This is a genomic window from Curtobacterium sp. CFBP9011, assembly GCF_034045095.1.
Classification (GTDB): Bacteria; Actinomycetota; Actinomycetes; order Actinomycetales; family Microbacteriaceae; genus Curtobacterium.
This window is the reverse complement of sequence record NZ_JAXCWN010000004.1, coordinates 70,772-85,145: the sequence shown is the minus strand read 5'-3', so window position 1 is coordinate 85,145 and position 14,374 is coordinate 70,772. Positions and strand designations below refer to the sequence as shown.

The 14,374-nt window shown below is 71.8% G+C and carries 14 protein-coding genes; 8 read left to right on the top strand and 6 right to left on the bottom strand.

Annotation, left to right across the window (positions count from 1 at the left end; all coding sequences use genetic code 11):
• Positions 1–63: 63 nt before the first annotated feature.
• Positions 64–969 carry an ROK family protein gene (locus SOM35_RS10030; RefSeq protein WP_320515288.1) on the top strand — a complete coding sequence of 302 codons (906 nt, stop codon included), beginning with the start codon at positions 64–66 and terminating at the stop codon, positions 967–969.
• 151 nt (positions 970–1,120) lie between these two features.
• Positions 1,121–2,461 (top strand): AGE family epimerase/isomerase, encoded by a 1,341-nt coding sequence (locus SOM35_RS10025; RefSeq protein ID WP_320515287.1) that lies wholly within the window; start codon positions 1,121–1,123, stop codon positions 2,459–2,461.
• A 16-nt stretch (positions 2,462–2,477) separates the two neighbouring features.
• Here SOM35_RS10025 and SOM35_RS10020 read toward each other — a convergent pair whose 3' ends face one another.
• On the bottom strand, positions 2,478–3,035 hold the full coding sequence (locus tag SOM35_RS10020) for a MarR family winged helix-turn-helix transcriptional regulator (RefSeq protein ID WP_111074101.1): 558 nt from the start codon (positions 3,033–3,035) through the stop codon (positions 2,478–2,480).
• A gap of 215 nt (positions 3,036–3,250) precedes the next feature.
• Here SOM35_RS10020 and SOM35_RS10015 point away from each other — a divergent pair, with 215 nt between their 5' ends.
• From SOM35_RS10015 to SOM35_RS10005, 3 genes are all read left to right on the top strand, one after another.
• Positions 3,251–3,376, top strand: a complete 126-nt coding sequence (locus SOM35_RS10015) for a hypothetical protein (RefSeq protein WP_258366233.1) — start codon at positions 3,251–3,253, stop codon at positions 3,374–3,376.
• Positions 3,377–3,634: 258 nt separating this feature from the next.
• Positions 3,635–5,536, top strand: a complete 1,902-nt coding sequence (locus SOM35_RS10010) for a glycoside hydrolase family 43 protein (protein ID WP_320515286.1) — start codon at positions 3,635–3,637, stop codon at positions 5,534–5,536.
• 108 nt (positions 5,537–5,644) lie between these two features.
• Entirely contained in the window at positions 5,645–6,172 is a 528-nt protein-coding gene (locus tag SOM35_RS10005; RefSeq protein ID WP_320515285.1) for a hypothetical protein, read from the top strand.
• Positions 6,173–6,235: 63 nt separating this feature from the next.
• On the opposite strand, the gene SOM35_RS10000 is transcribed toward SOM35_RS10005, so the two are convergent.
• The gene (locus tag SOM35_RS10000; RefSeq protein WP_320515284.1) at positions 6,236–6,814 is read right to left on the bottom strand and encodes a TetR/AcrR family transcriptional regulator; all 579 of its coding nucleotides are present in this window, start codon (positions 6,812–6,814) and stop codon (positions 6,236–6,238) included.
• 88 nt (positions 6,815–6,902) lie between these two features.
• Between SOM35_RS10000 and SOM35_RS09995 the strand changes: the two genes are divergently transcribed.
• Positions 6,903–7,784, top strand: coding sequence for an SDR family oxidoreductase (locus tag SOM35_RS09995; RefSeq protein ID WP_320515283.1), 882 nt, complete (start codon positions 6,903–6,905; stop codon positions 7,782–7,784).
• A gap of 62 nt (positions 7,785–7,846) precedes the next feature.
• Here SOM35_RS09995 and SOM35_RS09990 read toward each other — a convergent pair whose 3' ends face one another.
• On the bottom strand, positions 7,847–9,037 hold the full coding sequence (locus SOM35_RS09990) for an FAD-dependent monooxygenase (RefSeq protein ID WP_320515282.1): 1,191 nt from the start codon (positions 9,035–9,037) through the stop codon (positions 7,847–7,849).
• A gap of 57 nt (positions 9,038–9,094) precedes the next feature.
• Between SOM35_RS09990 and SOM35_RS09985 the strand changes: the two genes are divergently transcribed.
• A complete protein-coding gene (locus SOM35_RS09985) occupies positions 9,095–9,586 on the top strand; it encodes a MarR family winged helix-turn-helix transcriptional regulator (RefSeq protein ID WP_320515281.1) in 492 nt (163 codons plus the stop codon).
• Positions 9,587–9,669: 83 nt separating this feature from the next.
• Here the strand turns inward: SOM35_RS09985 and SOM35_RS09980 are convergent, their stop codons facing one another.
• The 3 genes from SOM35_RS09980 to SOM35_RS09970 form a co-directional block, all read right to left on the bottom strand.
• Positions 9,670–11,436, bottom strand: coding sequence for a hypothetical protein (locus tag SOM35_RS09980; protein ID WP_221849264.1), 1,767 nt, complete (start codon positions 11,434–11,436; stop codon positions 9,670–9,672).
• 315 nt (positions 11,437–11,751) lie between these two features.
• Complete coding sequence (locus SOM35_RS09975) at positions 11,752–12,804, bottom strand: BLUF domain-containing protein (protein ID WP_320515280.1); 1,053 nt, start codon at positions 12,802–12,804, stop codon at positions 11,752–11,754.
• A 214-nt stretch (positions 12,805–13,018) separates the two neighbouring features.
• Positions 13,019–13,393: a hypothetical protein gene (locus SOM35_RS09970; protein ID WP_320515279.1), complete on the bottom strand. Its 375-nt coding sequence runs from the start codon at positions 13,391–13,393 to the stop codon at positions 13,019–13,021.
• A 405-nt stretch (positions 13,394–13,798) separates the two neighbouring features.
• Here SOM35_RS09970 and SOM35_RS09965 point away from each other — a divergent pair, with 405 nt between their 5' ends.
• A complete protein-coding gene (locus SOM35_RS09965) occupies positions 13,799–14,257 on the top strand; it encodes a hypothetical protein (RefSeq protein ID WP_320515278.1) in 459 nt (152 codons plus the stop codon).
• The last annotated feature ends 117 nt before the right edge of the window (positions 14,258–14,374 follow it).

Below are 14,374 nucleotides of genomic sequence, written 5' to 3'. Positions count from 1 at the left end.
CATGCGCAGCCCAGACGCCGCGTCCTCGACGCCGAGGCCGGACACCCCGACGACCGGTTCCCGATGAGGATCGGCCTGGACATCGGCGGGACGAAGATCGATGCCGTCGCGGTCGCCCCGACCGGCGAGACCGTCGACCGGGTCCGCGTGCCGACGGGCTTCGGCGCCGACGCCGTCGTCCGGAACACGCTGCAGGTGATCGACTCGCTCCGCGCCCGGACCGGCACGGCACCGACCGCGGTCGGCATCGGGATCCCCGGGCTCATCGACCACGAGACCGGCTGGGTCCGGCACGCCGTGAACCTCGGGTTGTCCGAGGTCGCCCTCGGACCGCTCGTCGCCGAGCACGTCGGACTGCCCGTGCAGGTGGAGAACGACGTCAACGTCGCCGCGCTCGGGGCGGCGCAGGCCATGCAGCTCGACGGGCCGCACGCCTACCTCAACATCGGCACCGGGTTGGCGGCGGGCATCGTCGTCGACCGACGACTCTGGCGCGGTGCCCGGGGGAACGCCGGCGAGGTCGGTCACATCCCCGTCCTCGCCGACGGCCCGGTCTGCGTGTGCGGGCAGCGCGGCTGCCTCGAGACGGTCGCGTCGGGCTCGGCCCTGGCCACCGCCTGGCCCGGACACCCGGGCAGCACCGCCACGAACGTCTTCGACAGTGCAGACGCCGGGGACCCGGCCGCGACCGCGGTGCGGGACCGGTTCGTCACCGGCGTCGCCTCGGCCGTCCGGATCCTCGTCGTGACCGCCGACGTCGAGTCCGTCGTCATCGGTGGCGGGCTCGCCACCCTCGGCGAGCGCCTCCTCCTGCCGCTCCGCGCGGACTTCGACGAGGCCGCACGCGCCTCCCCCTTCGTCGCGTCGCTCGGCCTTTCGTCCCGCGTGCGCCTCGCACCGCTCGACCAGCCGCTCGCCGCACTCGGTGCCGCCCACCTGGCTCCCGAGTCCGCCGTGACGACCGCCTGACGCGAGGGGCGGGACCCGGCCGAGCCGGGCCTCCCGTCCGCCGCGTCGGTCGCCACGGCCCCTGTCGGCGCCGACCACCCGGTCGGTCCGGCGCCCCTCCCGTCCGGATCCACCGTCCGCCGCGACCGCCGCGGCTGGAAGTGAGTACGCCATGACCGACCCGACACGTCCCTCCGAGCCGTCCACCCCTGCCGACCACCGCGCGTCCGGCTCGCTCAGCCGCCGTGGCGTCGTCCTCGGTGGCGCCGTCGCCGTCGCCGCCGCAGCCGTGGCCCTCGGTTCACCGGGGGTCGCCTCGGCCAGCCCGGGAGGCACGGCGACCGTCCCGAGCGCCGGCCGCCGGCCCGGAGCTCCCACGCTGTCCCGCACACGCTCCCGGGACCTGGCGTACGAGTACCTCGACCTGCGGATGGACGAGTACGGCAGCGGGACCGCCCTCCGGCTGCCGCGGAGCTACTCCGGCGGCTACTTCGCGTCCCTGCCGACGGAGTTCGTGTCCTCGTTCGCGTACGACGACGCGCTGATGGTCCTGGCGTGGCTCGGACGCGGTCGGCGGAGCGACGTGCAGCGGGCGACGGTCCTCGGTGACACCCTGTTGTCCCTGCAGGCGGCGGACCCGATAGGGGACGGCCGGACGCGGGCGTCGTACCAACCGGACACGTTCCCGGTCGCGAGCCCGCCGCGGCCGATCGACATCGGTTCCCCCGCCGCCTACACGGGCAACCAGTCGTGGGTCGGGATGGCGTTCTGCCGGTTGTACGCGGTGACGCGGCAGCGGCGGTTCCTGGACGGCGCCCTCCGCCTCGGCTCGTGGATCGAGGAGCACGCCCGCGACGACGTCCGTCAGCCCGCCGGGTACACCGGTGGTCGGAACGCCGACGACCAGCCGATCACGTACAAGTCGACCGAGCACAACATCGACGTGACCGCGTTCTTCACCCAGCTGGCGCAGCTCAGCGGCGACCGGGTGTGGAAGCGTCGAGCAGCACTGGCGGAGTCGTTCGTCCGGGCGATGCAGGACCGGACGGACGGGCACCTGTGGACCGGCACCGACCCGGACGGCGTGACGGTCAACCGGGTGCCGATCCCCGAGGACGTCCAGGTCTGGGCGTTCCTGGCGACCCTCGACCGCCGGTACTCGGCGTCGGTGGAGTGGGTGCTCGACACCCTCATCGCACACGACGGTCCGTACACCGGGCCGTCGTTCTCGGACACCGACACGAGCAAGGTCTGGTTCGAGGGCTCGGGGCAACTCGCGCTCGCGCTGGAGACCCGTGGTGCACGCGGCGACCGGGCCCGGGCCTCGTCGGTCCTGGACAGCGTGCAGCTCGCGCAGCGGACGCAACCGAACGGGGACGGCAAGGGGATCGTGTCGGCGTCGTCGGACGGGCTCGACACCGGGTTCGGGGACCTGTACTACGCGAGCCTGCACACGGGTGCGACGGCGTGGTACCTGCTGGCGGTGACGCGGACGAACCCGTTCCGCCTCTGACGGCGCCGTGCCGTGGTCAGTGGTGCGCGGGCAGTGCCACGGCCCCGGCGCCCCGGGCGTCGTCGGGCACGACGTCGCCGGTGGCCGCCTCGTCCATCGCGGCGGTCAGGTCCTCGAAGAAGGCGCTCATCTCGGTGAGGGTCGTCGCCGAGAGCCGGTCCGCCGCGGCGATCATCCGCGCGTGCACCCCGGTCAGGTGCGACCGGACGGTGTCGTCGCCGTTGTCCGTGGCGACGAGCAGGAACCCGCGGCCGTCGCTCGGGTCGGTCTGTCGTTCGACGTGGCCGGCGGCGACGAGTCGCTTCACCAGCGCCGTGGTCGACGCCGTCGTGATGCCGAGGTGCGCCGCCAGGCCGGTCGGCTTCACCACGGTGCCGCGCTGTCGCGCCTGCAGCAGGAAGCGGACGGCGGCCATGTCGGTCGGACCGAGCTGCATGGTGTCGCGGGTGCGCTGCCGCATGGCGACCTCGGCGGACCGGTAGCGGCGCATCGCGTTGAGGAGCTCCACGCCGGTCTTGGTCGCGCGGTCGGGGTACCAGTACCCGGACTCGTCGTAGGTCCTCGCGTCGACCATGGCGTCCCACCTCGTCCTCGACCGCGGGGTGCGGCCGATCCCCCAGGAGTACCAGCACGTCGGGGTGCCGGGTCCAGCGCCTCTGCGGACTTGTCCCCCGACCGCCGACTGCTCGAGAGGCGCCCGCCCGCGCGTCCCCCGCGAAGTGGACGGAGGCGGGAATGTGCGCAGGGCTGCGCGTGTACAGATGATCACCTCGACGAAAGGAGTCCGCCGTGATCGACGACGACCGCACCCCAGGCCAGCGCACCGACGTGGCCCAGCACCCGCAGTTCCGTCTGCAGGACGACGAACCGACGGGCTTCGGCCGCTGGCTCGGACTCATCAACGCCGGAGACTGAGCGCTCCGGCCGCTCCGGCCGCCGCTCCGGCGGCGACCACGACACGGACGGGAGGCGCGGTGCCAGCTGGCACCGCGCCTCCCGTCTCGTTGTCCGTTCCACCCCGGAGCCTTGCGCTCTCCGTGGCCTGGCCACAGGATGTTGACGTTGCCAACGGAGGCAGCACGAGCTGAGGAGGCCGGATCGATGGGGATTCGCCAACGACGGACAGAGCGGGACACGACGTCAGCGGGCCGGTGGTGGCGCCTCACAGCAGGGGTGGCCGTAGCCGCCCTCGCGATCGGGGGCCTTGGTGCCGCACCCGCCCTCGCGGACACGACGTCCGCGACCTTCCACCCGGGCCAGCAGTGGCTCGACGACACCGGGCAGCCGATCCAGGGACACGGCGGCCAGGTCGTGACGAGCACGGACGACGCCGGCGGGACGATCTACTACTGGTACGGCGAGGACCGCGTCAACGGGTACACCGACACCCGCGGCGTGCACGTCTACTCGTCCCGGGACCTGACGAACTGGACCGACCAGGGCCTGGCCCTCCGGACCATGACGGCACGGTCGGACTTCGACCAGCCGTACTTCTCGGCCCTCTACGGCGGCTACGACGGCACGCAGCGCGACGCCGTGTACCGCGACCTCGGGGTGACGGCCGAGAGCACCACCCGCCCCGGCGCGATCCTCGAGCGGCCGAAGGTCGTCCACAACGCGAAGACCGGGCAGTGGGTGATGTGGGTGCACGCCGACGGTCCCACCGCTGACTCGGACGCGCAGTACGCCAAGGCCACCGCCGGCGTCGCCGTGTCCGACTCCCCCACCGGGCCGTTCCGCTACATCGACTCCTACCGCCTGGACCGGGTCCCCGCCGACGACCCGACCAACCACCAGCCGGACTCCCCCGGCATGGCCCGCGACATGAACCTGTTCGTCGACGACGACGGCACCGCGTACATCGTCTACGCCAGTGAGGAGAACCTGACCCTCTACATCTCGAAGCTCGACGCCGACTACACGAACCTGTCGGCCGAGCCGAGCAAGGCCGTGGAGGGCGTCGACTTCCGCCGCCCGCAGCCGTGGATCGGCGGGCAGCGCGAGGCCCCGGCCCTGACGAAGGTCGGCGGCACCTACTACCTGGTCACGTCGGGCGCGACCGGCTGGGCACCGAACGCCGCCGCGTACGCGACCGCCACCGACCTGCTCGGCACCTGGACCGCGCACGGCAACCCGGCCACCGGCACGGGCGCGGACACGACCTGCAACTCGCAGAGCACGTCGCTGCTGAACCTCGGCGACGGCCGCGTCGTGTACATCGGCGACCGGTGGAACAACGCCACCGACCTGCGGACGGCACCGTCGGTCTGGCTGCCGGTGACCTTCGGCGAGGGCGGCGCGATGTCGATCTCGTGCGACACGACCTCGTGGTCACTCGCCGACCTGCATCCCTCCACCCCGTGGACGGTCACGACGCCGATCGCCGGCCAGGCCACGCTCGACGACGACACCAAGGCGCTGCCGGGCAGGGTCGCCGTCCGCGAGGGCTCCACCACCCGCACCCACCGCGTCACCTGGGCCGACGACGCCCTGGCGACCGCGGGCGAGCGGACCGTCACCGGGACGCTCGACGACGGCCGCACCTTCACCCGCACCGTCACCGTGCTGCCGAAGAAGCTGGCGTACTTCGTCGACGCCGGTGGGCAGGGCACCGCGGACCACGCCGCGGACCTGGCCTTCCTGCAGAAGCGCGGCGACCGTCTGCTCAACAGCGTCGAGGACCAGCGCTTCGGCGTCGACCCCGCCACCGGGAACCACTGGGGGTACCTCGGCACCACCGGCGGCACCTCGGGGACGAGCGGCGGCACCATCACGGACACCGTCCGCTGGCAGGCCGACGAGACCGACCTGGAGTACGCCCTGGGCGGCCTGAAGAAGGGCTCGTACCGCGTGGACGTCGGGTTCTGGGACCCGTGGACGAAGAGCGCTCCGGGTCGGGCTGCCGCGGTCGCCGTCGACGGCGAGACCGTGGCGACGGACCAGCCGATCGACGGCACCTTCCGCACCCTCGCGACCACGGCGACCGTGGGCAAGGACGGCATCGTCGACCTGCGCATCTCGCCGGCCACGAAGTACGGCATCCAGGTGAGCTGGATCATGGTGTCGAAGGGCTGACACGCACCGACGGGAGGCCCGCCACCGGTCTGCGGGACCGGTGACGGGCCTCCTGTGCGTTGCCCCGGCGACCAGCGCCACGCACGCCGACGCGGGTACGGTCGGAGCGTGCACGGGATCGGTGAGGTCGACGAGGCCGGACGGCTGCGGCTGCTCGGCAGCGCGGCGGCGGGTGCGGGCTTCGCGCTCGTGTTCACGATGCTCGTGCTGTCCTCGTTCCAGACCGCGACGCCGCAGGTGCTCGTGTCGGTCGGACTGCCCGCGGCCCTGATCGGTGCCGGGGTCGCCGGTTGGTTGCAGCTCCGCTCCTGGCGGGTCGACGGCGGCTACGAGGCCGTCGTGATGGTCGAGCGCTGGGTGACCGAGCGGCAGGTGCCGACCGGGGTGCCCGCGGAGATCTGGATCCCGCGGCTGCAGGCCCAGGCCGACCAGCAGACCGCCGGCTGGGGCAAGATCGTGCTCGCCGTGTTCTGGAGTGCGATGACCTGGTCGATGCGTGACCAGCACGGCACCGTGATCACAGTGCTGCTGCTCGGGCTGTGGGCCGGCCTGGCGCTGTGGAGTGCGCTGTGGGTGATCCCGCGGTCACGCGTGGCGCGCGACATGCTGCGGCAGGGCGTCGTCGTCCGCGACTGAGCTGTCGGGTCAGTACCACGGGTCGGGTCAGCACCACGGGTCGGGTCAGCGTGACCGGTCGGGTCAGCCGAGGGCGGCCGTCGCGGTCCGGAGCTCCTGCAGGACGTCGAGCGCGTGACGCGCGAGCCCGTCGTCGTCGCTCCGCTCGCCCTCTGACCAGCGGGCGTAGCCCTGCTTGAACGCCAGGACCCCCATCTCGCTGGCCAGGTGCGCCGTGCTCTCGGGGACGCCGCGCTCGAGCAGCGCCGAGGTCATCGCCGCAGCCATCCCGACGCTCTTCAACGCGTCGCGCTCCTGCAGTTCGGTGCTGGCGGCGACGGCGGCCTTCAGGCGTGGGCCGAGTTCCCGGTTCCGGGGACCCATCTCGCCAGAGGCCCGTTCGAGTCCGGCGGCGACGGCCTCGAGCGGGCTGGCGTCGGCCGGGGCTGCGGTGATCCCCTCGGCGAGCAGGCGGCTCAGGGTCTCCTGCCCGGCGACGAGGAGCTCGCGCTTGTCGGGGAAGTGCCGGAAGAAGGTGCTCTTGGTGACTCCGGCGCGTTCGGCGATCTCGGTGACGGTCGTCGCGTCGTAGCCCTGCTCGGTGAACAGGTCGACGGCGGCGAGGACGAGCCGTTCGCGTGCTCCTGGTTCCCATCGCGCCATGGTCCGATCCTAGTCGATGAGACAATTGTCCCATCACGGGTCTACAGTGACGGTACACATGTCCCATCACTCGACTCGAGGAGTCCCCATGCACGTCTTCGTCACCGGTGGCACCGGCACGATCGGCACCGCCGTCATCGCCGAACTGCTCACCCACGGCCACACCGTCCTCGGGCTCGCCCGCTCGGACGCCTCCGCCACCGCCCTCACCACTGCCGGCGCAGAGCCACTGCGCGGCTCCCTCACCGACCTCGACGTCCTGCGCGACGGTGCCACCCGGGCCGACGGTGTGATCAGCCTCGCCTTCAGCCGCGACTACGGCAGTGCCGAGGCACTCGAGCAGGGGCTGGCCGAGGAACGCGACGCGATGGCGGCCCTCGGTGCCGCACTGATCGGCACGGACAAGCCGCTCGTCACCGTCTCGGGCACCCCGTGGGTGACGGGACGCCCCTCGACCGAGGCCGACCCACTGCCGACCGAGGGCCCGGTCGCGAGCCGCGCGGTCGCCGTCACCGACCTGCTCGCACTGTCGTCGCAGGGCGTCCGGACCTCGGCCGTCCGGATGCCCCGCACGGTCCACGAGGACGGGCAGGGCGGGTTCGCCGGGCTGCTCACCGACGCCGCCCGGCGCTCCGGGATCGCCGGCTACCCGGGCGACGGCGAACAGCGCTGGCCCGCCGTGCACGCACGCGACGCCGCTGCGCTGTTCCGGCTCGCGCTCGAGTCCGCACCGGGCGGCACCGCCTGGCACGCCGTCGCCGACGAGGGCGACCGGGTCCTCGACATCGCCACCGTCGTCGGGCGTCGCCTCGGCCTGCCGGTGCAGTCCGTCCCGGACGAGACGTTCGGCCCGTTCGGACCGATCTTCGCGATGGACCAGCCGTCCTCCAGTGCGCACACCCGGCAGGCGCTCGGGTGGGAGCCGACGCACCCGTCCCTGCTCGAGGACCTCGAGGCGCTGCAGCCCTGACCGACGCACCACGCGGCGGACGGGAGGCGCCCCGCCGGCTGGTGGGGCGCCTCCCGTCCGGCTCAGCGCTCGACGAGCGCCGGCAACGCGCGGTCGGTCTCGGCGACCTCGGTGAGCTTCGCCGCGAGCGGGCGGAGCGGCTTCGCCATCAGCACCCGACCCATGACCCCGCGCAGCGCGAGCGCCAGCCGGGACTGCGGGTACGCGAACGCCTTCAGCCCGCGCGGGAGGTCCTGCACGTCGTCGACCAGCGGGCGCAACCACGACTCGTACGCGGCCAACGCCGCCTCCTGGTCCTGCGTCGTGTCGGCCAGCTGGGCGGCCAGGACGTACCCGGCGGTGAGCGCGAGCGAGGCGCCGCCACCGCCCATCGGCGTGACGCACCACCCGGCGTCACCCGCCATCACCACGTGCCCGCGGTGCCACGTCGACATCCGCACCTGCTGCAGCTGGTCGATGTAGACGTCCGGCGAGGTGTCGAGGGCGTCGAGGATCCGCGGCGCCTCCCACCCGACGCCGTCGTAGCGGCGTCGCACCACGGCCAGGGTCTCCTCCCGAGTCAGCCCGAGGACGTCGTCCCCGGGCGAGTAGGCGAGGATCGCACGGATCGTGCCGTACGGGTCCGGCCGGAGGTGGACCTGACGACCACGGACGGCGTTGTGCCACCGCCAGCGGTCGTCATCGCGGTCGGCGCGCGGGACCGTGCCGAAGACCATCGTGACGTCGAGGTCGCGCTGGTCGACGACGTCCTCGCCGAACACCATCGCGCGAGTGCGGGAGCGGACGCCCTCGGCGATGACGAAGAGGTCGGCCCGGAGTCGCCGTCCGGACTCGGTCGTTAGGGTGACCCCGTCCGCGTCGTCGTCGACGGCGGACACACTGTCGCCGTAGACGAACGTGACCCCGGCCGGCAGGGCGTCGAGGATCGTCCGGGCGAGGTCGCCGCGGAGGATCTCGAGCTCCGCGGTCGCGCCGCCGGCGCCGTCGGAGGGCAGCTCGGTGGTGACGGCGCCGCGCTCGTCGACGAGGACCGTGCCCGTCTCGGTGGTGTTCCGTGCCTTGACGGCGTCGAAGAGGTCCATCCGGCGGAGGACGTCACGTGCGACTCCGCGGACGTCGACGTTCTGTCCGCCGTCTCGGAAGGTAGCGGCTCGTTCGATGACGGTCACGTCCCACCCGGTCCGGCGGAGCCAGTAGGCGGTCGACAGGCCAGCGATACTGGCTCCTGAGACGACGGCAGTGCGGTGCTCCATGGTGCTCCTCTGATGGTTGAGCTTTACAGTAAAGACACTACACAGTGAAGGAGCAGGATGACGAACGTGTTCGAGACGCAGTGGGATGCGCCCCAGGTCGAGGCGATGGAGGCACTCCGGGCCTGGGCCGTGGCGTTCGCGGAACTCAACCAGCAGATGTCGTCCTGGCTCGACCTGCCCACGACCGACGCGAACGCGCTGGGGCAGGTGCTCTGGGCCGACTCGTCCGGGGATCCGCTCTCACCCGCGCGGCTCGGGCAGCGGATCGGCATGACCTCCGGCTCCGTCACGGTCCTGGTCGACCGACTGGAGGCCGCGGGCCTGCTGGCACGCAGCCGTGAGCACAGCGACCGCCGCCGGGTGACCCTGCGGCCCACACCCGCGGCGCGGGAGCGTGCGCGCGCGTTCCTGGCGGAGTCGAGCGCCGAGATCGCCGCCGCGCTGCAGGGCGCGTCCGCCACCGACCTCGCGACCTCGACGGCGTTCGTCCGCACGATGGCCGCCGCCGCGTCGGACGCCACGACGAGGCTCCGGGCCGGACGCTCGTAGCCGGCACCACCTGCCGGACGGGAGGCCCGGTACCAGCTGGTACCGGGCCTCCCGTCCGTCAGGTGGTCGCGTCGCGACCGCGCTCAGTTGTAGCTGGCCACCCGGTTCGGCGCGGTGTTGCCCGCCGGGGTCGGGACGGCACCACCGACGCCGTTGATGACACTCGAGATGGTGCCGGTGTCACCGAGGGACACCGTGACCAGCCCGTGTGCCTTCACGCCGGCGGTCTGTGGGACCTCGAACGCGCGGTCGGCGTGCACCGACTTGTTCGTGTTGAAGAAGCAGTAGACACCGCCGCCCCAGATCTCGTGCGTCGTGACCGTCGACGCGACCTTGTAGGCCGCGTACCCGGCGCCGGTCGGACTCTGCCACGAGGCGTTGTCCGGCACGTCGTAGGGCATCTCGTTCTGGAAGAAGATCGTCTTCCCGTTGTTGCCGTTCCACTGCACTTCGTACTTCTGGTAGTGCTCGACGAAGAGTCCGGTGGCCAGGACGTCGTTGCCGTTCACCTCGACCCCGGTCGCTCCGGTGTTGACCGTCCAGCCCGTCGCGGCCCCACCGTGGTCGGCGCGCCAGGCCCAGATGTGGTCGACGAGGGTGTCGTCGGCGTTCACCTGCAGCGTCGTCGTCGCCCGGCCCTGGATGCTCGAGCCGACGCGGAAGAACACGTCCTGGATGCTCTGCGGGTCGGCCGCGTGGTCGACGTGCGACCCGCTGGTGCCGAGGCGGAGCAGCTGCGCACTGTTCTGCGAACCCGCGTCGACCACGAGGTTCGACACGTTCACGCCGGCGACGTCGGACGAGGTCAGCACGGCGTTGCCGGCCGTCGGCACGAGCGTCGGGAAGCCGATGCCCGTGACGACGGTGTCCGGCCGGGTGACGTTCAGTGCGGCGTTGAGCTGGTACGTGCCGGGCGTGAAGAACAGGTTGAGGCCCTGCGCCAGCGCGCTGTTGATCGTCGCCGCGGAGTCGCCCGGGTGCGCCACGTAGAAGTTCCGCATCGGCAGGTCCGTGCCGCCGGTGTTCGGCCAGGTGACACCGCTCGAGTTCTGCTTGAGCGACGGGACGAAGACGTGGTACTTGTTCGACGAGTCGATGTACAGGTACGGCTTCTCGCGGGTCGTCGGCGTGGTCGCGAGCGTCGTGTAGCTCTTCGAGAAGTCGTTCGCCGGAGCACCCTGCACGCCCGAGAACGTCATGTTCCAGTTGCCGCCCTGCCACGACCCGAGCGTGGAGTTGCGGGTGTACCACTGCTGCTGCGAGCCCGACGTGACCGTGCCGTCGACCTTGCTGTCCGCGATGTAGCCGCCCGACGAGTAGCCCTGACCGCCGTCCTGGTTCGACGGCCCCATCGTCAGGTTGCCCTTGATGTGCACGCGGCGCATCGGCGCGGCCTGCGACACCGCCCAGCGGTCGGTCCCGCCCTCGGGCACGATCGCCAGGTTCTCGACCGAGCGCCAGAAGTTCTGCGTGGCGTTCGACTCGTCACCGGCGTTCCACCCGGAGTCGACGTTGACCGCGCCGTTGATCGTGACGTCGTCGGGGTTCTTCCCGAGGCCCGCGACCGAGGTGTAGAACCCCAGGTTCGCCCACACCCGGCCGTAGTTGCCCGGCTTGAACAGGAACGTCGACCGCTGCGTGCCGAACTGCGCGGTCGGGCTGCGGAGCTGGGCGTTGAACGCGGCGTCGACGTCGGCCTGGATGGTCGACGTCGGTGTCGAGGGGCTGTAGACCTTCACGTTGCTGCCGAAGTCCGGGGTGTCGCTCGTCGTGACCGCCTGGGCCGACATCGCCGGGACCAGCGCCCCCACGACGCCGGCACTCACGGCGAGGGCGACGAGACTTCTCATCCGTCGTTGCATGATGCTCGATTCATGACCGGTGCGGCGTCGTTGCCGCACGGTCGCGACGCTAGACCTGGTCGAGCACGCTCCGCAGTCCCACGAACGGCGGACAAGTGCCGACCCGGGGAACGCGTTCGGCCGCCTGATCACCACCCGAAGGCGACCAGACGGCCGGCTCACCACCCTGGGTGAGAGAGCAGGGCGCAGATACCCGGTCCACGCCCTGGGGACCATCATGGCGGAACCGGGAGCGCTCCACCGCCCCCACTCCACGGCTAGACCGGTTGGTCGGGGCGCTGGTCGGGGCGCAGCGCGCTCCGCTCAGCGGGACGGGGCGACCGGGATGTCCCAGTACGTCGGCTGCTCGTACTGCTCGGACCAGCCGCGGCGCATCCGGGCAGCCGCGCGGTCGAACGCGTCGACCGGGTCCGTGTCCGGCGTGAGCAGCGCCTGCAGCCGGAGCCCGTCGTACAGAGCAAGGAGCTGCTGCGCGCCCCGCTCCGGATCCATCGTGGCCGGCTCGCGACCGTCGCGGACGTCCGCGGCGAGCGCCGTCCGGATCGTCTGCCGGAACTGCAGGTACGCCGACCGGTAGTAGTCGGCACCGTCGACGGTCGGGTCGGTGGCGGCGCCGAGGATCGAGGCGAGCAGGCGCATCAGGCCCGGCTCCTCGACGTGGGCGGCGAGCAGCGCATGCAGGAACGCGACCGTGCCGCGCTCGGTGATCATCGGCAGGAGCGGTGCCGACACGGCGAGGCTCCAGCGTTCGACGGTCGCGGCCAGCAGGGCGTGCCGGTTCGGGAAGAGCCCCTCGACCTCGGTGACACGCATGCCGCACTGTTCGGCGACCGCCTGGGTCGAGAACGCGACCGTACCGGCGTCGTGCAGCACCGCGATCGCGCCGTTCAGGACCCGGGTGCGCGGTGCTTCGGCGTCAGCCGCGTCCTGGCTCGTCAGCGGTGCGAGCGGGTGCTTGCGGAACCACTCCAGCAGCGCGCGGGCCCGGGAGGCGCCGGCCTCGGCGTCGGTCGGACGCTGCGTGTCGAACAGGTCGCTGAAGCCGGGGACCTCGCGCATCAGCGGGTCGAGGGGCTGGAACGCCATCGACCAGTCGGGGAACGAGCGCTGCTGCACCGGGTCGTCGCAGAGCACCCGGACGTTGGCGTGCCGCGGGTCGAGGCGGATCTGCTCGAGGCGCTCGTGGACGACGTCGTCCTCGCCCTCGATGATCCCGATGCAGTTGGCGTCCCGGTGGGCGAGCATGCCGGTGACGCCCATGCGTGTGTTCTTCTCGCGGCCGACGGCCAGGATCTGCGCGAGCTCCGAGTCCGAGATCGGCCGGGTCTGCGTGCTGGTGTAGACGAGCGAGCGCATCGCCGGCCTCCCTGTGTCGAGGAAGGGGGCGGTGTGCCCCCGGAACGAGTCAAGCGCTCCGTGGGCTGCGGCACCAGCCCCGTCTTCGGGTCGCGTGGGCGCGGTGGCGGCGGGACCGCCGGACGGGAGGCGCGGTGCGGGGCCGGGCCGCGCCTCCCGTCCGGCGACGGGTCGCCGTGCCACCGGGTCAGCGCTGTCCGTCTCTGCGGCTGGGTCAGGGTGTCGGGGACGACGTGCTCTGTCGTCTCCGCTCCTCGACCGCGCTGCCCGCGGCACACTCGGAGACGCCGACGACGCTGAAGCGGCGCGCGTCTGCGCGGAAGTCCATGGACGTCGCGGGGCCGCCACGGCCGCGGACGCCGAGGACCGGGTCAGCGGCTCCCGTCCGGTACCGCTCGGTCGTGATGCCCCGGTCCTTCCACAGCTGCTCGACCGCTGCGACGGCCTTCGCCGGATCGGTCGGCGGTGCGTCCTGCATGAGGATGTACGTGTAGGTGAGGCCGTCGTCGGCTGCTTCGGTGCAGGACTCAGCGGTCGGTTCGCTGTACACCTTCCAGTGGCCGCCGATCGTCGCTGTCGTGTCGTCCACGGCGCTGACGATCGACCTCTCGGCTGCTTCGGGCTGCACGTGCCCGCTGCCGGTACAGGCGGTGAGGGCGAGTGTCAGCGCGACGATCGATGCCGCAACGACACTGCAGGTGCGGACGCCGACCGCGTCGGGCGTTCGTCGTCTCGTCGTGGTGGTCGCCGCCTGCTGCATCCCCGTGCCTCCCCCGGTGCGCCCGGACGCACGTCCAACACAGTAGCCACCGGCGCCGAGCTGGCGGTCGGCAGAGCGCCCCGATCGAGAGGATCGGTACAGTCGAACGTGCGTCTCAGGCGCGGGCGCACAGATGGCGGAAGACATCGTGGGGGACATCTTGGGACGACTGTTGATGAGGTGGGGTTGACCATGCGTCCAGTTCCCAGCCCCCACCGAAGCGCTCCGTTCTTCATGATCGGAATCATCGCGATCATGACCTTGAGCAGTTGCAGCGGCCCACCCGTAGAGAACACCCTCAAGCCGTCACAGGCGAAGAAGTCCATCGTCGACATCGTCGAGCGGTCAGCCCACGCGATCGGCGGCGACTGGCAGGTGTACAGCGGTCCGGCAGTGGAGATCTGCGGCGAGGACGCACCCGACGAGGTGCGTTACTCCTACACCATGGAACGTCCGGCGAATGCTGAGGTAGCTCCGGGTAGCGACATCCGGAAGCTCAAAGAGCTTTGGCGAGACGAAGGACTCCGAACCGTCGACTACCAGAGTGGCGGTTCCGACCCGCTCCTCGGTGTCCGCGGCAAGGGCGGTCGAGTCACGACGATCGGCTTCGATGCGCTCCCTGGGGGCTCCACGATCGCCGGCACTTCGACTTGTGCGCCAGGCAATCCACGCGAGCTCCGCGAACAAGAGTGACGGAGAGGTAGCCGTCCGTACGGCCGCAACGGACCGATCAGGCCAAGCAGCCAGCCGCGTGGTCGCGCCGGGAACTCGACCATGGGCAACGAGCGGCACGGTGGGTACAGTCGGACG

What these genes read in the sequence shown, in the direction of transcription:
- SOM35_RS10030 (WP_320515288.1), top strand. Translation starts at nt 64, where the DNA reads ATGAGGATCGGCCTGGACATCGGCGGGACGAAGATCGATGCCGTCGCG.
- SOM35_RS10025 (WP_320515287.1), top strand. Translation starts at nt 1,121, where the DNA reads ATGACCGACCCGACACGTCCCTCCGAGCCGTCCACCCCTGCCGACCAC.
- SOM35_RS10020 (WP_111074101.1), bottom strand. Translation starts at nt 3,035, where the DNA reads ATGGTCGACGCGAGGACCTACGACGAGTCCGGGTACTGGTACCCCGAC.
- SOM35_RS10000 (WP_320515284.1), bottom strand. Translation starts at nt 6,814, where the DNA reads ATGGCGCGATGGGAACCAGGAGCACGCGAACGGCTCGTCCTCGCCGCC.
- SOM35_RS09995 (WP_320515283.1), top strand. Translation starts at nt 6,903, where the DNA reads ATGCACGTCTTCGTCACCGGTGGCACCGGCACGATCGGCACCGCCGTC.
- SOM35_RS09990 (WP_320515282.1), bottom strand. Translation starts at nt 9,037, where the DNA reads ATGGAGCACCGCACTGCCGTCGTCTCAGGAGCCAGTATCGCTGGCCTG.
- SOM35_RS09985 (WP_320515281.1), top strand. Translation starts at nt 9,095, where the DNA reads ATGACGAACGTGTTCGAGACGCAGTGGGATGCGCCCCAGGTCGAGGCG.
- SOM35_RS09980 (WP_221849264.1), bottom strand. Translation starts at nt 11,436, where the DNA reads ATGAGAAGTCTCGTCGCCCTCGCCGTGAGTGCCGGCGTCGTGGGGGCG.
- SOM35_RS09975 (WP_320515280.1), bottom strand. Translation starts at nt 12,804, where the DNA reads ATGCGCTCGCTCGTCTACACCAGCACGCAGACCCGGCCGATCTCGGAC.
- SOM35_RS09965 (WP_320515278.1), top strand. Translation starts at nt 13,799, where the DNA reads ATGATCGGAATCATCGCGATCATGACCTTGAGCAGTTGCAGCGGCCCA.